Origin of the sequence: Mesorhizobium sp. B1-1-6 (assembly GCF_006443035.1) — a bacterium.
In the GTDB taxonomy this organism is placed as follows: Bacteria; Pseudomonadota; Alphaproteobacteria; order Rhizobiales; family Rhizobiaceae; genus Mesorhizobium.
This window is the reverse complement of sequence record NZ_VFWR01000007.1, coordinates 1-21,640: the sequence shown is the minus strand read 5'-3', so window position 1 is coordinate 21,640 and position 21,640 is coordinate 1. Positions and strand designations below refer to the sequence as shown.

The 21,640-nt window shown below is 60.9% G+C and carries 22 protein-coding genes and 2 pseudogenes; 15 read left to right on the top strand and 9 right to left on the bottom strand.

Annotation, left to right across the window (positions count from 1 at the left end):
• Positions 1 to 20 precede the first annotated feature (20 nt).
• The 7 genes from FJ979_RS15215 to FJ979_RS15185 all read left to right on the top strand — a co-directional run bounded on the left by FJ979_RS15215 (position 21) and on the right by FJ979_RS15185 (position 7,791).
• Entirely contained in the window at positions 21 to 986 is a 966-nt protein-coding gene (locus tag FJ979_RS15215; protein ID WP_140500709.1) for an ABC transporter permease, read from the top strand.
• Complete coding sequence (locus FJ979_RS15210) at positions 986 to 1,885, top strand: ABC transporter permease (RefSeq protein ID WP_140518197.1); 900 nt, start codon at positions 986 to 988, stop codon at positions 1,883 to 1,885. The genes FJ979_RS15215 and FJ979_RS15210 overlap by 1 nt, the downstream gene beginning before the upstream one ends.
• On the top strand, positions 1,885 to 3,609 hold the full coding sequence (locus tag FJ979_RS15205; protein ID WP_140581943.1) for an ABC transporter ATP-binding protein: 1,725 nt from the start codon (positions 1,885 to 1,887) through the stop codon (positions 3,607 to 3,609). The genes FJ979_RS15210 and FJ979_RS15205 overlap by 1 nt, the downstream gene beginning before the upstream one ends.
• On the top strand, positions 3,609 to 5,051 hold the full coding sequence (locus FJ979_RS15200; protein ID WP_140581940.1) for an amidohydrolase family protein: 1,443 nt from the start codon (positions 3,609 to 3,611) through the stop codon (positions 5,049 to 5,051). The genes FJ979_RS15205 and FJ979_RS15200 overlap by 1 nt, the downstream gene beginning before the upstream one ends.
• An 84-nt stretch (positions 5,052 to 5,135) precedes the next feature.
• Positions 5,136 to 5,894 carry an aspartate/glutamate racemase family protein gene (locus FJ979_RS15195; protein ID WP_140581938.1) on the top strand — a complete coding sequence of 253 codons (759 nt, stop codon included), beginning with the start codon at positions 5,136 to 5,138 and terminating at the stop codon, positions 5,892 to 5,894.
• Positions 5,895 to 5,899: 5 nt separating this feature from the next.
• The gene (locus FJ979_RS15190; protein ID WP_140581935.1) at positions 5,900 to 6,559 is read left to right on the top strand and encodes an ankyrin repeat domain-containing protein; all 660 of its coding nucleotides are present in this window, start codon (positions 5,900 to 5,902) and stop codon (positions 6,557 to 6,559) included.
• On the top strand, positions 6,556 to 7,791 hold the full coding sequence (locus tag FJ979_RS15185; RefSeq protein ID WP_246679313.1) for a cyanate transporter: 1,236 nt from the start codon (positions 6,556 to 6,558) through the stop codon (positions 7,789 to 7,791). Before FJ979_RS15190 ends, FJ979_RS15185 begins: the two co-directional genes overlap by 4 nt.
• Positions 7,792 to 8,098: 307 nt before the next feature.
• Here the strand turns inward: FJ979_RS15185 and FJ979_RS32555 are convergent, their stop codons facing one another.
• The 3 genes from FJ979_RS32555 to FJ979_RS15175 form a co-directional block, all read right to left on the bottom strand.
• Complete coding sequence (locus FJ979_RS32555; protein ID WP_181165452.1) at positions 8,099 to 8,242, bottom strand: hypothetical protein; 144 nt, start codon at positions 8,240 to 8,242, stop codon at positions 8,099 to 8,101.
• 50 nt (positions 8,243 to 8,292) lie between these two features.
• A complete protein-coding gene (locus FJ979_RS15180; RefSeq protein ID WP_140518192.1) occupies positions 8,293 to 8,754 on the bottom strand; it encodes an Rrf2 family transcriptional regulator in 462 nt (153 codons plus the stop codon).
• Positions 8,755 to 8,815: 61 nt separating this feature from the next.
• On the bottom strand, positions 8,816 to 9,280 hold the full coding sequence (locus FJ979_RS15175) for a group III truncated hemoglobin (RefSeq protein ID WP_140500702.1): 465 nt from the start codon (positions 9,278 to 9,280) through the stop codon (positions 8,816 to 8,818).
• A gap of 326 nt (positions 9,281 to 9,606) precedes the next feature.
• Between FJ979_RS15175 and FJ979_RS15170 the strand changes: the two are divergent.
• Both FJ979_RS15170 and FJ979_RS15165 read left to right on the top strand, forming a co-directional pair.
• Positions 9,607 to 9,816, top strand: a pseudogene (locus FJ979_RS15170) (transaldolase family protein); the annotation flags it as partial.
• Between the two features lie 256 nt (positions 9,817 to 10,072).
• Positions 10,073 to 11,608 (top strand): FAD-dependent oxidoreductase, encoded by a 1,536-nt coding sequence (locus FJ979_RS15165; protein ID WP_140525735.1) that lies wholly within the window; start codon positions 10,073 to 10,075, stop codon positions 11,606 to 11,608.
• A gap of 1,141 nt (positions 11,609 to 12,749) precedes the next feature.
• Here FJ979_RS15165 and FJ979_RS15160 read toward each other — a convergent pair.
• The 3 genes from FJ979_RS15160 to FJ979_RS15150 form a co-directional block, all read right to left on the bottom strand.
• Entirely contained in the window at positions 12,750 to 13,370 is a 621-nt protein-coding gene (locus FJ979_RS15160) for a Tim44/TimA family putative adaptor protein (protein WP_181181780.1), read from the bottom strand.
• Positions 13,371 to 13,426: 56 nt separating this feature from the next.
• Entirely contained in the window at positions 13,427 to 15,022 is a 1,596-nt protein-coding gene (gene ctaD / locus FJ979_RS15155; protein ID WP_140581930.1) for a cytochrome c oxidase subunit I, read from the bottom strand.
• A 101-nt stretch (positions 15,023 to 15,123) separates the two neighbouring features.
• On the bottom strand, positions 15,124 to 15,786 hold the full coding sequence (locus FJ979_RS15150) for a 5-formyltetrahydrofolate cyclo-ligase (protein ID WP_140581928.1): 663 nt from the start codon (positions 15,784 to 15,786) through the stop codon (positions 15,124 to 15,126).
• A 126-nt stretch (positions 15,787 to 15,912) separates the two neighbouring features.
• Between FJ979_RS15150 and FJ979_RS15145 the strand changes: the two genes are divergently transcribed.
• Positions 15,913 to 16,758 (top strand): LysR family transcriptional regulator, encoded by an 846-nt coding sequence (locus FJ979_RS15145; protein ID WP_140518333.1) that lies wholly within the window; start codon positions 15,913 to 15,915, stop codon positions 16,756 to 16,758.
• 71 nt (positions 16,759 to 16,829) lie between these two features.
• Positions 16,830 to 17,354, top strand: a pseudogene (locus FJ979_RS15140) (DUF488 domain-containing protein); the annotation flags it as partial.
• Positions 17,355 to 17,383: 29 nt separating this feature from the next.
• Here the strand turns inward: FJ979_RS15140 and FJ979_RS15135 are convergent.
• The 3 genes from FJ979_RS15135 to FJ979_RS33080 all read right to left on the bottom strand — a co-directional run bounded on the left by FJ979_RS15135 (position 17,384) and on the right by FJ979_RS33080 (position 19,819).
• A complete protein-coding gene (locus tag FJ979_RS15135) occupies positions 17,384 to 17,944 on the bottom strand; it encodes a nucleoside-diphosphate kinase (RefSeq protein WP_140525741.1) in 561 nt (186 codons plus the stop codon).
• Positions 17,945 to 18,106: 162 nt separating this feature from the next.
• Positions 18,107 to 18,571 (bottom strand): nucleoside diphosphate kinase regulator, encoded by a 465-nt coding sequence (gene rnk / locus FJ979_RS15130; RefSeq protein ID WP_140525742.1) that lies wholly within the window; start codon positions 18,569 to 18,571, stop codon positions 18,107 to 18,109.
• Positions 18,572 to 19,201: 630 nt separating this feature from the next.
• The gene (locus FJ979_RS33080) at positions 19,202 to 19,819 is read right to left on the bottom strand and encodes a hypothetical protein (protein WP_246671102.1); all 618 of its coding nucleotides are present in this window, start codon (positions 19,817 to 19,819) and stop codon (positions 19,202 to 19,204) included.
• Positions 19,820 to 19,821: 2 nt separating this feature from the next.
• Here FJ979_RS33080 and FJ979_RS15120 point away from each other — a divergent pair, with 2 nt between their 5' ends.
• The 4 genes from FJ979_RS15120 to FJ979_RS15105 form a co-directional block, all read left to right on the top strand.
• Complete coding sequence (locus FJ979_RS15120) at positions 19,822 to 20,343, top strand: hypothetical protein (RefSeq protein WP_140525743.1); 522 nt, start codon at positions 19,822 to 19,824, stop codon at positions 20,341 to 20,343.
• Positions 20,344 to 20,354: 11 nt separating this feature from the next.
• On the top strand, positions 20,355 to 21,047 hold the full coding sequence (locus tag FJ979_RS15115) for a CBS domain-containing protein (protein WP_140558742.1): 693 nt from the start codon (positions 20,355 to 20,357) through the stop codon (positions 21,045 to 21,047).
• Positions 21,048 to 21,057: 10 nt separating this feature from the next.
• Complete coding sequence (gene fdxA, locus FJ979_RS15110; RefSeq protein ID WP_140525745.1) at positions 21,058 to 21,396, top strand: ferredoxin FdxA; 339 nt, start codon at positions 21,058 to 21,060, stop codon at positions 21,394 to 21,396.
• 5 nt (positions 21,397 to 21,401) lie between these two features.
• A partial coding sequence (locus FJ979_RS15105; RefSeq protein ID WP_281406001.1) for a hydantoinase/oxoprolinase N-terminal domain-containing protein occupies positions 21,402 to 21,640 on the top strand: 239 nt, incomplete at its 3' end.

The following is a 21,640-nucleotide window of genomic DNA, read 5'->3' as shown; positions in this document are numbered from 1 at the left end:
TTCTTGAAAGGTTTTTCCTGATGATCCGGATTCTATCGGTGCGGCTGTTGCAGGCCATCCTCGTGATGGTTGCCGTAACCGCCATCGCCTTCATCATGTTCCGTTTCGTCGGCGATCCGGTCGCCACGATGGTGCGCGAAGGCGCGAGCCAGGCTGAGAAGGATGCCTTGCGCGTCGCTCTCGGACTCGACAGGCCACTTTTCGTACAGTTCCTCGAATTCGTCGGGCGCGCGCTTCATGGCGACCTCGGCACCAGCTTTCGCTACCAGGAGCCTGTCGTCAGCCTGCTGTTGACCAGGCTTCCCGCAACGCTGGAACTGGTCGTGGTCGCGACCCTCCTGTCGCTGTTCATCGGCATCCCGACGGGGGTTCTCTGCGCCCTGAAGCCGAACGGCTTTCTGTCGCGGCTGATCCAGTCGCTGACCCTCGTCGGGATATCCATGCCGACATTCGTCACCGGCCTGCTGCTCATCCTGATCTTCGCCGTCAGTCTGCGCTGGCTGCCGTCCTCGGGGCGTGGCGAGCTTGTCGATCTCGGCTTCTGGAAGACAGGCTTCCTGACGGCCTCCGGCCTCAAATCGCTGATCCTGCCTTCGATCACACTGGCGCTGTTCCAGTTGACGCTGATCATGCGCCTCGTGCGCTCCGAGATGATCGACGTGCTCTCTTCGGACTATGTCCGCTTCGCCTTCGCGCGCGGTCTGCCCCGCCGCTACATCTACGGCCGTCTGGCGCTGCGCAATGCCTTGATGCCGGTCGTGACCGTCACCGGGCTGCAGATCGGACAACTCATCGCCTTCGCCATTGTCACCGAAACCGTCTTTCAGTGGCCGGGCATGGGGCTGCTTTTCACCAACGCCGTCGGCTATCCGGACATCCCCGTCCTCGCGGCCTATCTGCTGTTCGTCGGCTTCCTGTTCGTCGTGATCAACATGGTCGTCGACATGCTCTACGCATTGATCGATCCGCGGCTGAGGACAAAATGATGGCAACGCAGGTATCTCTGTCTCGCAGGCTTCCTCCCATCTCGGTCATGATCGCTGGCTTGATCCTGGTGACCATGCTGGTGCTGGTGATCTTCGCTCCGTTGATCGCACCCATCGATCCGCGCGATGTCTCCTCATATTCGCTGATCGACATGGAAATCCCGCCCGTGTTCATGGACGGTGGCGATCCGCGCTTCCTGCTGGGCACCGACAATCAGGGACGCGATCTGGTCTCGGTCATCCTCTTCGGCCTGCGCATATCGATGCTGATCGGCGCCGGGGCGGTATTGTTGGCCGCTGCCATAGGCGTCACGCTGGGATCGATAGCCGGCTATTTCGGCGGTATCATCGACAGCATCGTGATGCGGATCGCCGATGTTCTGGTGAGCTTTCCGACGATCCTCGTCGCGCTTCTGATCAGCGGCATAGCCCGCGCGCAATTGAGCGCCGATACGGTCTCGAGCTGGGCACCGGTCATCCTGATCTTCGCGATCGCCGTCAACGAATGGGTGCAATATGCCCGCACTGTGCGGGCCTCCAGCATGGTGGAAATTTCCCGCGACTATGTACGAGCCGCCAAGGTCATCGGTCTTCCGTCCCGCCGCATCATGATGCGGCACATCCTGCCCAACGTGATGAGCTCCGTCATGGTGATCGCCACCATCAATCTGGCGGGCGCGATCCTGACCGAGGCGACCCTGTCGTTCCTCGGCGCCGGCATGCCGGCCACCTATCCCTCGCTCGGCACGCTGATCCGCATCGGCAACGAGTTCCTGTTCTCTGGCCTGTGGTGGATCGCCGTTATGCCCGCCGTCGTGCTAGTCGTCCTGGTTCTGGCAGTCAACATAATCGGCGATTACCTGCGCGATCGCTTCAACCCCAAACTGATGGCGAACTGATGGAAAACACAACGCCACACGCACTCGACATCAGGAATCTGCGGGTCGAATATCCGCTTGCCAACGGCAGCATTCTCGCTGCCGTCGACGACATCGACCTGACGATCCGGCCCGGCGAGATACATGCGCTGGTGGGAGAATCCGGTGCGGGAAAAACCACCGTCGGCAATGCGCTGATGGGCTTGTTGCAGGCTCCCGGCAGGATTGCTTCCGGCACCATCACCATAGCGGGCAAGCCGATCGACATCCGAACCGGTCGCACCAAGGGGATCATTCCAGGCCGTGACGTCGGCGCGATCTTTCAGGATCCGATGACAAGCCTGAACCCGCTTTTCACCGTGGAAAGCCAGTTGTGCGAAGGCATGCTGGCGCATCTGAAGATCGGGCGCCGCGAAGCCAGGGCCCGCGCGCTCGAATTGATGAGAGCCGTTGGCATTCCCGAGCCGGAACGCCGGCTGGGCAATTATCCGCATCAATTGTCGGGCGGCCAACGCCAGCGTGTCGTCATCGCCACCGCACTTGCCTGCGACCCAAGGCTGATCGTCGCCGACGAGCCGACGACGGCGCTCGACGTGTCGGTGCAAGCGCAAATCCTCAAGTTGATCCGCGAACTTGCCGATGATCGCCGCGTCGGCGTCCTGCTGGTTACCCACAATATGGGCGTGGTTGCGGAAATTGCCGACCGGGTCACGATCATGCAGAACGGTTGCGTGGTCGAGAGTGGATTGACACACGATGTGCTGACGGCGCCCAAGGCACCTTACGCGCGCACGCTGATCGCCGCTGTTCCGCCGATCGACATTCGCCTTGACCGTTTGCCGGTCCCAAGCGAGGAAACGAAGACAACACTGGAGGCGCGCGAAGCCGTGCGCTCCAAGAACACCGGCACCGCTGCGGGGCGCAACGGCGAAACCGCGCTGACGGTACGCAATCTTTGCGTGGAATACGGCCAGCGCTCGTTCATCCCGGGCCGCAAGGCATCGGTCTTCAAGGCCGTGAAGGACGTCTCCTTCGAGGTGCGCCGCGGCGAAATCTTCGGGCTTGTCGGCGAGTCCGGTTGCGGCAAGACCACGGTCGCCAACACCATTGCCGGTCTCGTGACGCAGAGTTCGGGAACCATAGAGTTTCAGGGCACGGCATTGGCCGCCCGTCGCGACAAGACCGTGCGCCAGTCACTCCAGATGGTGTTCCAGGACCCGTATTCGGCCCTCAATCCAAGGCTGCGGATCAATTCGGCGATCGCGGAGCCAATCCTGTTCTACAAGCTTGCCTCCAGCGCAGCGGAAGCGCGGCTGGACGCCGAGACATTGCTCGAGGCGGTGGGCCTGCCGGCGCAGGCCGGCTCTCGGTTCGCCCATGCCTTTTCAGGCGGCCAGCGCCAGCGCATCGCGATTGCGAGGGCGCTCGGCCCCCGGCCATCGCTGCTGATCTGCGACGAGCCGACCTCGGCGCTCGACGTGTCGGTGCAGGCGCAAATTCTCAACCTGTTGAAGGACCTACGAGATCTTGCCGGGCTGTCGATGCTGTTCATCAGCCACGACCTCGCGGTGATACGGCAGATGTGCGACCGGGTCGCCGTGATGAAAGGCGGCGAGATCGTCGAACTCGCGGATACCGAAACATTGTTCTCCGCGCCCACTCACGAATACACGCGCGAACTCCTGCGCCTCGCGCCTTCGCTCGACCGCATCCTTTGCAGCGAAAAAAGAGAAGCGAGCCTGTGATGGCAGACATTCTGATCAGAAACGGCACCGTCATCGCTGTCGATCCCGATCGGCGGATCATGCCCGATGGCGCCGTAGCCATCGAGGGAGACCGCATCGTGGCCGTCGGCGCTTCGCAAGACGTGGCGCGGGACCATCCGGCGCGCGAGACGATCGACGCCCGCGGCATGGCCGTCATGCCAGGCTTCGTCGACAGCCACGCCCATGCCGGGCACGGGCTGATCAAGACGATGGGCGGCGGCCGCAGCGACCTCTGGTACAGGGCATGCCAAGGTGCCTATACGGTGGGTTCGACGCCGGAATTCTGGCATGCGGAGGCGCAGCTTGCCGCGCTGGAACGCCTGCGTTTCGGCGTGACGACCGGCGTGTCCTTGCTTGGCGGCGGCGATTCGGTCATGCGCACCGACGATCCGGCCTATGGCAACGCCCATATGGAAGGCGTGCTTGGCATCGGCACGCGCTCAGTGGTCGCCGTCGGCACCACGCGCCCGCCGCACCCCCTGACTTATGCACGTTGGAAGGGCGCCAGCCGTACCGATTATCCGGTGTCGTTCGACCAGCAGCTTGCCACCTCGCAAAAGCTGGCCGACCGCTGGCACGGCACCCACGAGGATCGTCTGCATCTCGCCCTGCTGACGCCGACCATGCATCAGGAACATCTCGATGGTCCCGGGGCAGGGGACGCCATCGCGCAATCGCGCAAGGTCAGGCAGATCGCCGAACAGCGCGGCCTGATCTTCACCCAGGATGGTCATACCAAGGGCAGCGTGAAGATCGCCGGGGAGATCGGCATTCTGGGGCCGCGCACACTGCTGTCGCATGCGACCGCCCTGACTGACGAAGAAATAGCGATCTGCGCCGAAACCGGCACGAGCATCGTGCACAATCCGAGCGCCGTGGCCGCCATTCTCGCGCGCTGCCCGGTCACGGAACTTCTCGACGCTGGCGTCGTGGTGGCCATCGGCTCCGATGCGACCGCGCCGGACCGCTCCGCGGACATGTTCCGTCACATGCAGCAATGCATGCACTATCATCGCACTCATTTCCACGATCCGAGCTGGCTTCCGCCGGGCAAGGCCCTGGAGATGTGCACCATCGACGGCGCGCGTGTCCTGGGCCTCGACCATCAGGTCGGATCGCTGGAGCCCGGCAAGAAGGCCGACGTCATTCTTGTCGACCTGCGGCGCCCGCATCTCTACCCGGCCAACATGCCGGAATTCCGTGTCACCTATTTTGCCAACGGCAACGACGTCCACACCGTGCTGGTCGGCGGACGCGTGCTGTTGCGAGACCGCAAGCCGGTTCATATCGATCAGGATGCCGTGCTCGATGCCGCGCAGCGGGAGACGGAACTGATGATCGAGCGGCTGGGCCTGCGCGATCTGCTCAGGACCCCGGACCGGTTCTGGCGGCACAGCCGCGACACGGATCTGATCGAATAGGCTTCAATATCGAGACAGTCCCATCAGCGATGCGGAACGGCAGCGATGCACGTTCCATCGGACGGCGGCTATAGGAATTTTCGCATGGTACGCATCGGCATCATCAATCCCAATTCGACCGTGTCGATGACGGGATCCATCGCCGTCGCGGCGCGGCTAACCGCGCAGGCGGGCACCGAAATCATCGCCATGCAGAACGACAGCGGCCCGGCTTCTATCGAAGGCGCGATCGATGGCGCGAAGGCGGTCCCAGGTCTTCTCGACCGTATCGAAGGGGCCGAGCGCAGTGACGCCGTGGACGCCTATATCATCGCCTGCTTCGACGATACCGGACTCGACGCCGCGCGGATGCTGACGCGCAAGCCGGTCATCGGCATAGGCGAGGCCGCCGCCCGTGTCGCCAGCATCGTGGCGAGGCGCTTCACGGTGATTACCACCTTGCCGGTTTCCGTTCCCATTCTCGAGGACAATCTGGTTCGCTACGGCCTTTCGCCATTCGCCACCGTGCGGGCGAGCGGCATTCCCGTCCTGGCGCTGGAAGCTAATGGCGAGGCGGCCTTGTCGATCATCAGCGAAGAAATCCAGGAGGCGCTGCGGGTCGATCGTGCCGACGCCATCGTGCTTGGCTGCGCCGGCATGGCCGACATGGCGAGGCGACTGGCGAGCCTTCACCGTGTCCCGGTCGTCGAAGGGGTGTCGGCGGCTGTCAGGCTCGCGGAATTGCTCGTCGGCCTGGAGCTCCGTCCCAGGCAGGATGCTTTCGCCACCTCTCGGCGGAGCATGACAGCTTCGCTCGCCGCGGCAACCTGCCCGGCTTCCACCCTTGGCCTGTCGGGGGGCTGATGCCGATGATCGAGCGCAGACTTTTGGGCGTCATCGTCGCCTGCATTCCATTGATAGCGTTGGGGCAGAACATGAATGAGACAAGGCTTCACTCGGCTGCGGCAAATGACGATGTCTCCATGATCAAGATGCTTGTTTCCGAGGGGGCCCGGATCGACGCGCGCGACAAGAACGGCCGCACGGCTCTTCTCGTCGCGACCCACGGCAACAAGGTCAGCGCTGCCAGGACTCTCATCGAGGCTGGCGCGGACGTCAACGCCAAGGACGATATCCAGGATAGTCCATATCTCTACGCCGGCGCGCGCGGGCATCTCGAAATCCTGAAGATGACGCTTGCGCACGGCGCCGACCTGAAGAGCACCAATCGCTATGGCGGTACCGCGCTCATTCCGGCTGCCGAACGCGGACATGTCGACACCGTCGGCGCGCTGATCGATGCCGGTATTGATGTCGATCACGTCAACAAGCTCGGCTGGACCGCGTTGCTGGAGGCCATCATCCTCGGCGATGGCGGGCAGCGTCATGTCGAGATCGTGAGGCGGCTGATCGAGGCCGGCGCCAACGTCAATCTCGCCGACAAGGACGGGGCGACGCCGCTGCGGCACGCGCGCAGGAACGGCTATGCGCAGATGATAACCCTGCTGGTGCAAGCGGGCGCCAGATGAACAGCGCGAAAATGTCGATGACCGCGCAGCCTGCAACCGACAGGCAATGGACCCTGCTTGCCCTCGTCGTGCTAATCGGGATCAACCTGCGTCCCTTTCTGACGGCGCCGGGACCGATATTGGCCGATATCGTGGCCGACACCGGGATGGGCTATGGCAGCCTGGCCATGCTGACGCTGTTGCCGATGCTGCTGATGGGCCTCGGTGCGTTCGTTGCACCGGGCATCCAGGCGGCCGTCGGAACGCGCCGGGGCCTGCTCGCGGCGCTAACGGTGCTGACAGCGGGCTCGCTGCTCAGGCTTGTCGTGCCCGGCGGCCTGTCGTTGATCCTGACGGCGGCACTTTGCGGGGCGGGGGTGGCCTTCATCCAGGCCGCGTTTCCGGGGATCATCAAGGCAAAGTTCCCGACCAGCACACCCGCCGTGACCGGCCTCTATTCCTGCATGATCATGGGCGGTGGGGCGTTCGGCGCACGTCTGGCGCCCCTGCTCGTCAACAACGGATACGACTGGCGGGCAGCCCTTGCCTGGCTCGCGGCTCCCGCCGCCATTGCGCTGTGCGCGGCATTCCGCGTCCTATCCGACGCCAAGGCTTCAAGACCCGATCGCGCCTTGACCGGTTTTCTGCTTCGCCGCCCACGGACCTGGGTTCTGATGGCGGCCTTCGGCCTGGTCAACTCCGGCTATTCCTCTATGGTCGCCTGGCTTGCGCCCTACTACCAGGCGCAAGGATGGAGCAGTGCCGCCAGCGGCAATCTTGTGGCCGTGATGGCCATTTGCCAAGCGGCTTCGGCCCTGGTGCTGCCTGTCCTGGCGCGTCGAGGCATCGACCGCCGTCCCTGGCTCTGGCTGACGCTGCTGCTGCAGGCGGCGGGCTTTGCCGGACTTGCGGTTTTTCCCGCACTGTCGCCCGTTCTGTGGGTGGGGATATGCGGGGCCGGTCTTGGCGGAAGCTTCTCGCTTGCAATGGTCACGGCGCTCGATCATCTGCCGCGCCCGGAGCAGGCGGGCGCGCTGGCTGCGCTGATGCAGGGCGGCGGTTTTCTGATCGCCGCGCTTGGTCCATTCGCCACCGCGCTCCTGCATGGCTGGAGCGGGAGCTTCAGCAGCGGATGGATCATGCATCTCGGCTGCGTGACCGTCACAGCGTTTCTCTATCTGCACTTCAACCCAAAACGGTACGCCGACGTCATGAGGGGCTCGGAACAAGAGCAGTGCGAAATGGTAGTTTAACGAAGCGGAATGCAAGTTCTGAACTCAATGACGACGTACGTCTCCGCGGGGTGAGCAGCAGGCGCTTGCGCCGCATCTCGGCCGTGGAGATCGGCTCTGCCGGATCATCGGGGCCGGGCTGGCGCAGACGACGATATACCTCCTGCAGCTCATCGTCGCCGGCTATGCGCTGTCCAAGCGCCCGCCGGTCGCGCGCTCTGTACTTCCCCTCCTCGGCCGACAGTTCTCCATCCGCCAAATCGCAATTGGGGTTGCAGGCGCCCAGACAACAGCCGGGCCGATAAAGTCACACGCCATCGTTGCGAAACTACACAAACATCATCACGATGATCGCTCCGATAACTATCAGGACAAGCCCACCGATAAGCATCGGCAGCAGAGTGTTGTCCGGGTCGATATCAGAATCAATGTCCTTTGTGACCTGTTGATCATTCTTCTTTGGTTCAGCCATGGCCCATCTCACATCCGAGCAAAAACAGCGCGCGTCGAAGCCGCGCAACATTATACGGTCTTGCGTGTCGCCCCGGTGCGAACGGGTGGTATCTGACCGCCGAGGAAGTCTTCGGGCATCAGTGTGATGTCGGCGAGCGTGTAGCGGTCAAGGACGTTCAGGAAGGAGGCTGTCGCTTCGTCAAACATGCCTGAAAGCTTGCAGGAGGCGGTTAGCACACACCGGTTTCCGGTCGCGAAACATTCGACCAGCGCGAAATCCGGCTCGGTTAACCGCACGACATCGCCAATCCGGATCATCTCAGGCCGGCGCCCGAGAATGAGACCACCGGAACGGCCGCGGATTGCCTTCATATAGCCGCCACGGGTCAGGGTGTTGGCGACCTTGTTCAGATGCGTCTTCGACACGTTGAAGGTGCGGGCAACCTCCTCGATCGTTATAAGCCGGCTACCGGCGGCGGCAGTGTACATCAGCATCCGCAATGCATAATCCGAAAAGCTGGTCAGCCGCATGAATCACGGCTTCCTGTTGATCGCTGTGCATTGTAGGAACCACTCACAAACCGGTCGTGCATCACAAGTCTCTCTCGACGATAGGTTCGATGCCGATCGTGGTCTCGCCGCGGTTGAAGGCGATCGCGAGACGGAAACTGTGAGCAATTCGCAGCGCGCGATCCATAAAAAGCGTCGCCACCTCGGCCGGGCAAATGCGACGCACCGTTGTCCGAAACAATATTAGCCAGCGACGGAAATGCGCCGCGCCGAGGCCAGCTATGACCAGGTGCGGCGGCAGTGGCCTGCCGTCGTATCGGGATGTCCGAAGTAGAGTAGCGGACCAGAAGTCACACATCTTCGCCAGATGCTGCGGCCATTTATCTGGCTCGATCCGATCGTGGAAAATGGGACCGAGAAGGTCATCACGGCGAATTTCGTCATAAAACCCGTGGACTACACCGCGGATCATTGCCTCGTCAAGTATGTTGGGCAATGGCACGCCGTCGACCACGATTGTTCTCTTGCTTCGACCGTTCGCGGTCATTCCGAAGCTCCTGTTTTCTCCGATGCAAGCTGGCTGAAGCCTTGGTTCGCTCTTCGATGTGATCCTCTATATAAGATATATTATCAATCTATCTTATTGCGTGGCAAGACGCCGTGATGCCGCACCAGAAATGGGTCTGTCCGACCAAGCGGCGAATGACGAGCCCTTAATCCTAGGCATTTCCGAACTGCCTGGACATCACCCCAGGCCCGAGGCCGGAAGTATCTAAATTGGCGGGGAATTCCCGATGTGGCTCAGTTTCGAGAGTCGCCAACGCCTCATCAGATGACCGTGCCAGCCGGAGTCGCTCCCGAACCTGAAGTGCGATCTACGACAACGGCAAATCCTTCACGACGGAAATCCTGGCGTCCTCAATTCGCACTCCACTCCATGTCAAACAGGCGGCGATCGCAGGCGCGGATGTCGCGACCGTACCACCAGCGATACTCAGAAACCTCGCCAGACATCCACTCACCGACAAGGGCCTCAAGTCGTTTCTTGCCGACTGGGGAAAGACTGGGCAGGCGATCTTGTAGTTGTGCGCAGTGGAATCGCGGAGGGAAAGCCATCATGAAAACTGCACTCAACTATCGATTAAATTCGTTTGCATGATGTCCGCGAGAGCGGGAGACTGCGGTCTGAGCCACTCAGCCCAGTACATGACGCAGTCGGAATGTCGGCGCGGATAATGCTGAGAATCTGAAGGCGCACTAGCCAGGCAGAAGGTACCCCGAAGCAGTGTGCCGCCTCGCCGCACGAGCGGTTTTGACACGGATCGCCAAGGACGAGAATATGGCTGAAGCTGATACCAAATCAAACGGACCGGATCTGGTCCAGGGGATCGCGCTGTCCGACCTTCCCGATGGCGGAAAGCTTGTCGGCCATTGCGGCGACGAGCAGGTGTTGCTGGTGCGCCGCGGGGCCGAGATCTTCGCCATCGGCGCGACATGCACACATTACGGCGGGCCGCTCGGTGACGGTCTTGTGGTGTCGGATTCCATTCGATGTCCGTGGCACCACGCTTGCTTCGATCTGCGCACAGGCGAGGCCTTGCGAGCGCCTGCCTTCAATCCACTCGCTTGCTGGTCGGTGGAACAGCGCGATGGGCGGATATTCGTGGGCGAGAAACTCAAACGGACGGCGCCGAAGCCGCGCGGCGGAAGCGCGGGCGGGGTCCCCGAGAAAGTCGTCATTGTCGGCGGCGGCGCGGCCGGTTTCGCGGCGGCCGAAATGCTGCGGCGAGAGCAGTACCAGGGCAGCATCGTCATGATCAGCGACGACCATGCGCCGCCCGTCGACCGGCCGAATCTCTCCAAGGACTACCTCGCAGGGAAGGCTCCGGAGGATTGGATTCCGCTGCGCGGCCAGAAATTCTATTCAAAAAACAACATCGACCTGCGTCTCGATACGAAGGCCGTCGATATCGACCTGCGTTCTCGCGAGGTCATTCTGGCTGACGGAAGCAGGATTCCTTACGATAGACTGCTACTTGCCACGGGGGCCGAACCGGTGCGCCTCTCCATCCCCGGCGCGGATCAGCCACATGTTCACACGCTGCGCTCGCTTGCAGATTGCAAGGTGATCATCGAGCGAGCCACGACTGCGCGCCGCGCCATCGTGCTTGGCGCCAGTTTCATTGGCTTGGAAGTTGCCGCAGCGCTGCGCGCGCGCAATATCGAAGTTCATGTCGTGGCGCCGGATAAACGACCCATGGAACGGGCCCTCGGTCCGCAAATGGGTGACTTCATCCGCGCACTCCATGAGGAGCATGGAGTCGTGTTCCATCTCGAGGACACCGCGAGCAGCATCGACGGCAACAAAGTGAAACTAAGCAGTGGCAACATGTTGACGGCGGATTTCGTCGTCGCCGGCGTCGGCGTGCGTCCGCGGACCGGGCTTGCCGAAAGGGCGGGGCTCACTCTTGACCGCGGCGTCGCCGTAAATGCCTTTCTGGAGACGAGCGCACCGGACATATTCGCGGCCGGCGACATTGCGCGGTGGCCGGATCCTCACACTGGCGAGAACATTCGGGTCGAGCACTGGGTGGTTGCAGAGAGGCAGGGGCAAACCGCGGCCCTGAACATCCTCGGCCATCGCGAGAAATTCGCGGCCGTGCCGTTCTTCTGGAGCCAGCACTACGACGTTCCCATCAACTATGTCGGCCATGCCGGGCAATGGGACGAGATTGCTGTCGATGGAGACATCGGTGCCAGGGACTGCCTGCTGCGCTTCAAGCGCGAAGGGCGCACGCTGGCTGTCGCTTCGATCTTCCGTGACATCGAAAGTCTAGGGGCGGAGATGGAAATGGAGCGCCAAATGGCAAGGTAGCAAGCGCTCTTGGGCACCGCGATCCGTAGAGAGCGCAACCCGGATGGCGCAGCGGTGCGTCGCTGTGACTGAAAGGAGTTCGACTTATGTCCACAGTGCAACAGGAACCGAGCACCACCAACGGATTGGACGCGGTTCATTCAAAGATCGTCAAGTTCGCTACCGGTGTGGCCAGGGAAGCGTCCGATGAGGCGCCGACCTCGGTCGAAATCTTTTCGGACAGGGGCCGCTGGTACTGCAGGGTCCGTCGCGGCGATGAAAAGACTCGGCCAATGGGTCCCTATTCCAAACAACAGGCTGAGCGGATCCAAGAGGCTCGGAGACTGTTGATTGCCAAAAGAGGCACCGCTCGGATCATGTTCGAGTAGGGAGGACATTCACAATCACGTCGGCCGGCGTACTTCTCACCACAACCATCGTTCATCATCGACTTTTTTGAAACTGTGCAGGTAGACCTCCGGCTTTGAGGGTTGTCGCGTTGTGAAGCCGCGTTGCGCGGCAGGGTGTCTGTTGACGTTTTCCCCTTGGCCAAGCCGGCATCGTCGCAGCGTCGCCAGAGGGCGCCTCTTCTGGCAATTTTCATCGTTCCACCCACCTGGTAGCCTGATCCTCCAGGCAGGACGGCCTGTCTTCGTCGCCTCGACCAACCAGGAAATTTCCGCAACAAGGTTCTTGTCGGATGGAAGGATACGCGTGAAGCCAAGCGTGCGATTACCGATGCCGTGCCCCTTTTTCAAATGGCTCAGGAGGTTGGTATAATCACGATCGAGGATGCCGCGACCGATGAAACCTGGAATAGCCTGAACGATGCGTCGCCTTCCATTCGAGCCACGGCGTAAGGGCGAAGGCTGACGTGTCTCCGGAAAGATCTGATGGTGGATCAATCGCTGATATGGCCGATGCGATGCATGCGGATCTGACCATATCCGGCGCCTGAGGCTACAGCAGGTTCAGGGAGTGGATCTTTGGCGGTGCTACCCGCTCGCGGCTTGAGAATGGTCGACTGAACCGGTCATGCCGATTTGATCGTGATACACAAATCGTGGATGCACATTGTCAAAAGCTGAAATTCCGCGCGGCTCGAGCGCTCCGGGTTGACCTGACAAGGCTGTCAGGCAGGCATCGGATGAGCATGCACTCGTTACTCGCCTTCCGTGGCGATCAACATCCAATTGCGCTTTGTTGACGGGGTGTCACAGGCGAACGTCCACGTATCGATCACCTCAACGATCTGCTGGGGATCGCCGGCGACGAACGCATCGTTGGCCGAGCGTGTAACGCTGACCACGTCGGAAACGAAGCGAACGGCAATCTCAGCGGTGCCGTTCTCCGCAAGAGCGTCGACGACCTTTGCTTCCTTCGTGCCAATGAAGGTGAGTTGCAGCATCTCCCCTCGATCCCGGCGGCCGGCAATCGCTCGTCCGAAGATATCGAGCACTTCCGGCCCGACGAGACGCTTCAACGTTGGGATGTCGCTGTCCGCATACGCGCGCAGGATAGCTTCATAAGCCATATTGGCACCGGTCAGAAACGCGGCAAGGTCGAAAGTTGGGTCGATCTCTCGGATCGCATCCAAGCGTGTGTCCGTATAGGATATATCGTCGATACTGCCGGTTCGCTGCTCTGTCGGCGCATCGTCCTGCTTGGCCTTGTCGTTGCCCGAGCGCGGCAGAGTTTGGCCCCAACTGCCCAGCAATGCCCAATAAAACGCTATGATCGCCACGAGCAGGATCTGGTTGTTTGGATCTGTGGTTTCGTTCATGACGTTCTCCCGACAGAATGTCGAAGCAGGCGCCGGTTCGGAACCGGAGCTGAATTTCAGGCAACGCGCGGCAGCTTCTCCCATTGATGGAAGGGCGGCGGCGATGGCAGTTGCCATTCCAGCGTGGTCGCCCCTTCGCCCCAAGGATTGGCGCTTGCTGGGCGTCTGCGGCTGAAGGCCTCGGCAACCGCGATGAAGAAAACGACGAGCCCGGCCGTTGAGATGTAGGAACCGATCGACGAGACGAAATTCCAGCCGGCAAAAGCATCGGGATAGTCGGCGTAACGTCGCGGCATGCCGGCCATGCCCAGAAAATGCTGCGGGAAAAAGACGAGGTTGACGCCGATGAACATCAGCCAGAAATGCAGCTTGCCGAGCGTTTCGCTGTACATATAGCCGGTCATCTTCGGGAACCAGTAGTAGAAGCCGGCAAAGATCGCGAAGACTGCCCCCAAAGACAGCACATAGTGGAAGTGAGCGATCACGAAATAAGTGTCGTGGTACACGCGGTCGATACCGGGGTTCGCAACCATGATGCCAGTGACGCCACCAATGGTGAACAGCAGGACGAAACCGAGAGCCCACATCATGGGTGTCTTGAACTCTATCGATCCTCCCCACATGGTCGCCAACCACGAAAACACCTTCACGCCGGTTGGAACGGCGATGACCATCGATGCGAAGGCGAAGTAGCGCTGCGTGTCGACCGACAGGCCGGTCGTATACATATGATGCGCCCAGACGACAAAGCCGATCGCGCCGATTGCCACCATTGCATAGGCCATGCCGAGATAGCCGAAGATCGGCTTCTTGGCGAAGGTTGAGATGACGTGGCTGATGATGCCGAAGCCAGGCAGGATCATGATGTAGACTTCGGGATGGCCGAAGAACCAGAACAGATGCTGGTAGAGGATCGGATCACCGCCGCCGGACGGCGAAAAGAAGGTCGTCCCGAAATTGCGATCGGTCAACAGCATGGTGACCGCGCCGGCGAGCACCGGCAGCGACATGAGAAGCATGAAGGCGGTGACCAGCATCGACCAGGCGAACAGAGGCATCTTGTGCATGGTCATGCCGGGTGCGCGCATGTTGAAGATGGTCGTGATGAAGTTGATCGCGCCGAGGATCGAGGAGGCCCCCGAAAGGTGGATAGACAGAATAACGAGGTCGACGGCGGGACCTGGCTGGCCATCCGTCGAATAAGGCGGATAGAGCGTCCAGCCGCCGCCATGGCCGAGCGTACCGGGCGCTCCCGGAACGAACATCGAGGTGATGAAGAGGATGAATGACACCACCAGCAGCCAGAACGAGATGTTGTTCAAGCGGGGGAAAGCCATGTCGGGTGCGCCAATCATGATCGGCACCATCCAGTTGCCGAAGCCACCAATCAGCGCCGGCATGAGCACGAAAAAGATCATGACCAGCCCATGGGCACTGACGACCACATTGTAGACGCCCGGATCGCCAAATATCTGCAAACCCGGTTCCTGCAACTCCATGCGGACCAACACGGAAAGCGCCGTACCGAAGACGCCTGCCATGATCGAGAACAGCAGGTAAAGCGTCCCAATATCCTTGTGGTTGGTCGAGAACAGCCATCGGACGAGAAACCGGGGCTTGTGATCATCCAAGGTCGAGGCTGGATTGGACATGATGTGCTTTCTGCTCTCCACTGCCGGCAGGCAGACGGGCTCAACGATGGACGATCCCTGCGATCCGCCATCACACGAGGCCAGCTCTTGCCCGCGTTTATTCATTCATCCGTGACGACCACATCCATCGGAATGTCGTGCGGCTGCGGATAGATGGTTCGGATCCTGCTACGGGCGTAACCGACGCCGACGACGAGAGGCCGCCTGGGCGCCGCGGCCAGGGTCCGGTCGAAGAAGCCGCCACCATAACCCAGGCGATAGTTAGCCTCGTCGAAACCGACAACGGGCGCGATGACCACATCCGGTTGGACGGCAGGTCCATGAGAGGGGACAAGAATATTCCAGAATCCGCGTTCGAGCGGGGCTCCCGGCCCCCAGATGCGAAACTCCAGCGGCCAGCCTTTCTTGATGACGACTGGAAGCGCAATCCGCCCGCCGCGCTCGATCACCTTTATCGCCCAGTTGCGGAGGTCGGGCTCACCGCGGAACGGCCAATAGCCGCTGACGATCCGCCCGCTCACCCGACCGACGGCCAGGTCGAGAACGGAAGCGATGCGTAAAGACCTCGCATTGCGTTCCTCGGCGTCGATCGCGAGACGCTCATCGATTAGACGCTTGCGTTCCGCCTTGCGCCATCGACAGACATCGGGCCATGCGTCCTGAACGGCCGGCTCAGTGCCGTACCCCGGGACAAGCTCATCCATAAAGCATGGTGGAGAGGCGTATTCTCTCGTCTCCGGACATACATCCTCCTGATCAGACATCGCACGCTCCATATCCGTTACAGCGGAGACCCTCGCCTACGTGGACGTTGCGCTGCGTAAAACAGGAAGGCAAACGGAATTAAATGCTGTATTGATGCAAGATTATTGCACTAATCGGGAACCAGCATGGACATCGACCGCGCGCGCACGTTTTTGGAAATCGTCCATTCCGGCAGCTTTCTGAGAGCTGCCGACCGACTCCACGTCACCCAGACCACTGTCAGCGCGCGGATACGCACGTTGGAGGAAGAGCTCGGACGTCAGCTCTTTGTCCGCAATCGCAATGGTGCGCAGTTGACGCAGGCGGGCCGGGAGTTCGAGCGGTTCGCGCAATCATTCGTGCAAATCTGGGAACGAGCACGCCACCAGCTCGCCATCCCATCGGGACGGACAAGCGTCGTTGCCCTTGGCGGGGAGCTCAGCCTGTGGAACCCGCTGCTGCTCGATTGGCTGGTCTGGATGAAGAAGGCCAGGCCGGAAATCGCCATCCAAGCCCAGGTCGGCGTGCCGGACCAGCTCCTCGAGCAGCTCAGGACTGGCGTTCTCGACATCGCGGTGCTCTATGCGCCGAAGCTGCTGCCAGGCTTCAGGGTGGAGCTCCTCGTGGAGGAGCAGCTCGTCTTGGTTCGGAGCACGGACAGGGACTCAGAGTTGGACGCCTCAAGGGACTATGTCTATGTCGATTGGGGGCCGCTGTTTGCGGCCCAACATGGCGCCAGTTCCTCTGCCTTCGGGGAGCCGGGATTGATGGTCGGCCTTGGTCCGCTTGGGCTGAGCTACATCCTGCGCGCCGGCGGAATGGGCTATTTCCGTAGGGGCGCGGCAGCGCCCCATATCGAGGCCGGGCAGTTGGAGGTCGTGGAGGGCGCGCCGGAATTCACCTATCCGGCCTATGCAGTCTATCCGGATGCAAGCGCGTCGCGAACCGACGTACAGGAGGCGCTACGTGGATTGAAGCAGGTGGTGAAATGACCGCGTTCTTTCAGTTCCAAATCACTGATCACGCGGCCGGAAAGAAATCCACCGCCATGGATTGATCGAACATGCCTTATCCGTTCCACACCATCGGTCACTCGACCCGGTCGATCGCCGAATTCGTCGCCCTGTTGCGGGTTGGCGAGATTACCCTCGTGGTCGACATAAGGACCATCCGGCGATCGCGGGCGAATCCGCAATTCAACAGCGAAACGCTGCCGGACAGCCTTGCGGATTTCGCGATCGGATATGAGCATATTGCCGAGCTTGGCGGCCTGCGCGGCAAGGCGCACCCCATTCCACCGACGCTCAATGCATTCTGGATCAACCAGAGTTTTCACAACTACGCCGACTACGCGCTGTCGGCGGAGTTTCATGGCGGCCTGGAGCGGCTTGTGTCCCTTGGCAGGCAGCAGCGGTGCGCCATCATGTGCTCGGAAACGCTTTGGTGGCGTTGCCACAGAAGAATCGTCGCGGACTATCTGATCAGTCGTGGCGAGTCTGTTTTTCATCTGATGGGCCATGACAAGGTCGAGCCGGCGAAGCTCACCGACGGTGTGGAGGCAAGGCTCGACGGAACGCTTGTCTACCCGCCTTCCCCGCGTTCTGGGCAGTCGAGGCCTCAGGCGGCCGACGGCCCCGGGTCGTCAAACCCGTCGTTGAAAGCCGCCATGGCCCTGTTTTCCGCGTTGGGTTCTGCCTCATCAGAGTGATGGACGACGCGCAAAACCGGTCCGTTCGGTCGCCACGGCTCCGGCGCTGCACTCCCCGCCAGCTTCAATCTCTCACGCCTTGCGGCTTCCGGTTGGTAGACCACTTCATGCACAGTCAGTGTTTCATGGCCGCCTTGCGCGGTCGGAATGGACATGGACTGACCTTCGGCCAGACCAAGCAGCGCGAGGCCGCGCGGGTTGGTGATCGGCAAAAGCATGCCAACCAGACCGCGCATCTCGTCATGTGCGACGATGCGGGTCTCGGCAGGGCCGTCGTTTACACGATAGGTCACTCGGGTGCTGAGCGTCACGACCGTTGGCGGAATGTCTTCTCGAAACATCACAATTGCGCTCGAAATCTTCCGTTGAAGGACAACGGACAAGGCATCGCCGCGGGGATGGCGCTCTTGCATCACTTCAAGAATCGTGAAGTCCTTGGTGGTCAGTTGGCAGCTATCGATAGTGGGCATGGTGCGTCTCCAAGACGGACCCGTGAAAGGGTTCCGGCGTCAAGCATTTGATCGGATGTGGAAGCTACCCCCTGTGCCGGACCAGAACAGGCCGGCGCAGGGGTCACACTCCCGCGATCAAACTGCCTGCGTGATTGAGGAGACGGATGGAAACGCCCATGTCTAGGCGTCTGCCGGGATCGCCGAAGACGCTGGTGCGCGCCGATCGACTGCATCGCCGTCCGCAGCGGGTTGGCCTACGGCGAGCACCGACAGTTTGTGCCGGCGCCCATCGCGCGCGGTCCACATGATCGACTGTTCGGCCGAGAGGCCGATCAGGGCCGTGCCGATCGGCGTGAGGACTGAAACCTTGCCTTCGGAGATATCCGCGTCGCCAGGAAAAACCAGCGTGACTGTCTTGGCATTGCCAGTATCGGGCTTGAATGTCACCGTCGAACCCATCTGGACGGTGCCGGCGGAGACCGAACCATCGGCGACTATACGTGCCCGCTCGAGTTCGGCGAGCAGTTCATCGGAGGCCTCCGGATTGCGCGCGGCCACGGTGCTCGCAACCGCCGACAGACGCGCATGGTCTGACTGTGAGATGCGGATGTTCGGCTTGCGCCGGGTTTTCGTGTTGTCTTGCATTTGAATACTCATGCTTCCGCTCGGACCAGCCGCCACGGAGGGTGCCGGAATCGGGCCAATTCGTGAAAATCTCGATGGAACGCCGATGCTCCGGAGGCTTGAGGCCCTGCGGAACCATCCCATGTGTGGGCAAACACACCGCCCCTCGGCTCGGGGCGCGCATGGCAGCCGAGCCGGGGGCTACATTCCCGCTATGGGGCAAACCCGGAAAAGAAAATCGCGACGGATTCTGACTGCGGCGTTCATAGGACCATAGTTGGTGAAGCAATCCGGGAAGTCAAGTCAGCCACCTCGGTGCAGTCTGGCGGCTATCAATCCTAAACTTAGTCAGAGCGAGCGCCAAGCAACGTTCTTATCACCAGCTCTCTTCCGGCCCGGTTTATTCCGGTCCCGCTGGGTCTTTCTTCAGCCAGTCCGAGAAAGACAAGACGTTCGGCCAAGGCTTTCGATAGAGATGGGTAGGGTCCGCGGTTCATTCGCTTGAGTGCCGTCTGCTCCTCGTTGGTGAGATCGTTCCAGATAACTGTCATGAGAGCCATCTCCCTTGTGTGCACTATCAAGCCGATGCCGATCCTGAATTGTCCAGCGACGGGCTGCGACCATGAATTCATTGGGCCCGGAAGGTCTTGCTTATGGAACGGCATCTGTTCCGACAATGCCGCCTTCATTCTCCAGAACGCCGATCCGCTTGACTTCCGAGCGGTTGAGCTTCAGGCGAACGCCGATACCGCCGCCGTTCTCGGCAATGAAAACGGCGCCGGCGCTTTCAAGCGCGGTTTGCAGCGTGTCGCAGATATCTCGGTCAGGAAGGTTGATCCGGCGCTCGAATTCTTCGATGACCAGCGCATCCACGCCTGAATTGCCGGCGAGCTTTTCACGGGTCCATTCGACCAGTGCGCGAGCGGCACGGCATTGAGCACCAGTGATCATCCTCAAAATCTCCTTCTGGATCGCTTTGGGAGCGAATTGCCGCCTGCTGAAACCCAGGACGCTGGGAGTGCGACGGCCGCGTCCGTAAAAAATGCATATCGAATCCGAAAAGGAAAGGGTTGCGCCCCTCACCGCGATCGAATCATGATGCAAAATAATTGTGCTGAAGCGGCAATAAATTTCGTTTGTCTTGCAGATAAGGATGAGTGAAGCTCGTGCGTAGCGAAACGACAGATTGGGTGCCAGCCAGCAGGTCTCAACGCTAGGGGACTGTTTGGCGATATCGCGCGAAGGGCACCTTGGGCTCGGCAATGACAATAATGGACAGGCTTGAACACGATTTCGGCAGGATTCTTTCTGGCCCGGACATTCGGCGTCATGTCGTCGGTCGAATGGTATCTGCCAATCGCCCTGACGCAGATGACGGCATCCCAATCGTACCCGTGGATGACAATGCTCTCAAAACCCGGCTGCGCGAGGAACTGCTCCTGCAAGCACGGACCCGGCTGCCGATCACCTATGCAAGACTGGCCAAGAGCATGGTTGGTTCGCAAGCAACAGGCGTGATCCAGGGTGCACTCGAACAACTGATGGACGACGATGCGGACGAAGGCCTGCCATTGCTTGCGGCCGTTGCCGTGAACGCGCTCGATCCTGGTTTGCCCGCTCCCTGGTTCTTCCACAAAGCCGAGGACATGGGGCTGTTCGCTGGCGATCCGGCCGATCTGGAAGCGTACGCTTTCCATGCAAGGGAGTTTTGTCGCGCGATCCATCTCCATGCTGGCAACGGGCAAGGCTCTGGAACGACCTTGCCGCCGGTACTGCCGCCTGCAGGCCGGTGAAGGAGAACGAAATGCTGATCGCCAAGGACGTCATGACGTCGCCGGCCATCGCGGTAGGGCCTGACAGTACGGTGGACGAGGTCGCCGATATTCTTCTGTCGCACGGGATCAGCGCCGTGCCGGTGATCGATCGAGGTGCGCTGCTGGGCATCGTCAGTGAAGGAGACCTGATCCGCCGGGCGGAGATCGGAACAGCACCGCAGGGTCGTTCCTGGTGGCTTCATTTATTCACCAACAACGCGGTTCAGGCGGAAGACTATGTCAAATCTCATTCCGATCATGTGATCGACGTCATGACACAGCAGGTTGCGACGGTGGTCGAGAGTACGCCAGTCGCCGAGATCGCAACCCTGCTTGAGCACAATCGGATCAAGCGTGTCCCAGTGCTGCGCGACGGGCAGGTGGTTGGGATCGTCAGTCGCGCTAATCTGGTGCGAGCGCTGGTCATTGCCAGGAAAGGGTGGCGCGCTCCGGCCTTGCATGACGACAGCAGCATCAGGATGGAGATTGTCGATGCCTTGCGATCCGAATCGTGGCCCTCGAGTTCGGACGTGATCGTGAACAACGGCGTGGTCACCCTGTGGGGAACGTATCTGTCGGAGCAGGAGCGGAAAGCCTCGATCGTCCTGGCTGAAAACACCGCTGGCGTGCGGGCTATCGATGACCATCGCATTCCCTTCGATATGACCTACGGCTTGGTCTGAAGGCCACCGAATGACATTCGTGGTCACCGACAATTGCATCAAATGCAAATACATGGACTGCGTGGAAGTCTGCCCGGTGGACTGCTTCTACGAAGGCGAGAACATGCTCGTCATCCATCCCGATGAATGCATCGACTGCGGCGTCTGCGAGCCGGAATGCCCGGCGAAGGCCATTTTTCCCGATACCGAGCCTGGTCTCGACGATTGGCTCGCGCTGAACGCCGAGTATGCGTTTGTGTGGCCCAATATTGCGATCAAGCGCGATCCACCCGCCGACGCCAAGGCGTTCGACGGCGAAGCGGACAAGCTCGCGAAATATTTTTCGCCGGAACCTGGGTCGGGTGACTGAGCAAAATGAACGCATGTGCGCACCAGCCGTCGCCACTTTATCTGGGCATCGACACTGGCGGCACGTACACCGATGCCGTGCTGTGGTCGGAATCCACAGGCATCGTGGCCAAGGCCAAGTCGCTGACCACGCGACACGATCTTGCCGAGGGCATCGCCGGCGCCGCAGACGCTGTTTTGTCCGAGGCAGTCATCGAGCCCAGCGCGATCAAGCTCGTCTCGATGTCGACCACGCTGGCCACCAA

Bases quoted from the DNA above. Each gene is read 5' to 3' on its own strand.
- FJ979_RS15145 (WP_140518333.1), top strand. From the start codon at position 15,913: ATGGACATCGACCGCGCGCGCACGTTTTTGGAAATCGTCCATTCCGGC.
- FJ979_RS15215 (WP_140500709.1), top strand. From the start codon at position 21: ATGATCCGGATTCTATCGGTGCGGCTGTTGCAGGCCATCCTCGTGATG.
- FJ979_RS15185 (WP_246679313.1), top strand. From the start codon at position 6,556: ATGAACAGCGCGAAAATGTCGATGACCGCGCAGCCTGCAACCGACAGG.
- FJ979_RS15160 (WP_181181780.1), bottom strand. From the start codon at position 13,370: ATGAACGAAACCACAGATCCAAACAACCAGATCCTGCTCGTGGCGATC.
- FJ979_RS15200 (WP_140581940.1), top strand. From the start codon at position 3,609: ATGGCAGACATTCTGATCAGAAACGGCACCGTCATCGCTGTCGATCCC.
- rnk (WP_140525742.1), bottom strand. From the start codon at position 18,571: ATGCAAGACAACACGAAAACCCGGCGCAAGCCGAACATCCGCATCTCA.
- FJ979_RS15190 (WP_140581935.1), top strand. From the start codon at position 5,900: ATGATCGAGCGCAGACTTTTGGGCGTCATCGTCGCCTGCATTCCATTG.
- FJ979_RS15205 (WP_140581943.1), top strand. From the start codon at position 1,885: ATGGAAAACACAACGCCACACGCACTCGACATCAGGAATCTGCGGGTC.
- FJ979_RS15120 (WP_140525743.1), top strand. From the start codon at position 19,822: ATGGACAGGCTTGAACACGATTTCGGCAGGATTCTTTCTGGCCCGGAC.
- FJ979_RS15135 (WP_140525741.1), bottom strand. From the start codon at position 17,944: ATGCCCACTATCGATAGCTGCCAACTGACCACCAAGGACTTCACGATT.
- FJ979_RS15115 (WP_140558742.1), top strand. From the start codon at position 20,355: ATGCTGATCGCCAAGGACGTCATGACGTCGCCGGCCATCGCGGTAGGG.
- FJ979_RS15195 (WP_140581938.1), top strand. From the start codon at position 5,136: ATGGTACGCATCGGCATCATCAATCCCAATTCGACCGTGTCGATGACG.
- FJ979_RS15180 (WP_140518192.1), bottom strand. From the start codon at position 8,754: ATGCGGCTGACCAGCTTTTCGGATTATGCATTGCGGATGCTGATGTAC.
- FJ979_RS15210 (WP_140518197.1), top strand. From the start codon at position 986: ATGGCAACGCAGGTATCTCTGTCTCGCAGGCTTCCTCCCATCTCGGTC.
- fdxA (WP_140525745.1), top strand. From the start codon at position 21,058: ATGACATTCGTGGTCACCGACAATTGCATCAAATGCAAATACATGGAC.
- FJ979_RS15150 (WP_140581928.1), bottom strand. From the start codon at position 15,786: ATGTCTGATCAGGAGGATGTATGTCCGGAGACGAGAGAATACGCCTCT.
- FJ979_RS15175 (WP_140500702.1), bottom strand. From the start codon at position 9,280: ATGACCGCGAACGGTCGAAGCAAGAGAACAATCGTGGTCGACGGCGTG.
- ctaD (WP_140581930.1), bottom strand. From the start codon at position 15,022: ATGTCCAATCCAGCCTCGACCTTGGATGATCACAAGCCCCGGTTTCTC.
- FJ979_RS15165 (WP_140525735.1), top strand. From the start codon at position 10,073: ATGGCTGAAGCTGATACCAAATCAAACGGACCGGATCTGGTCCAGGGG.
- FJ979_RS32555 (WP_181165452.1), bottom strand. From the start codon at position 8,242: ATGGCTGAACCAAAGAAGAATGATCAACAGGTCACAAAGGACATTGAT.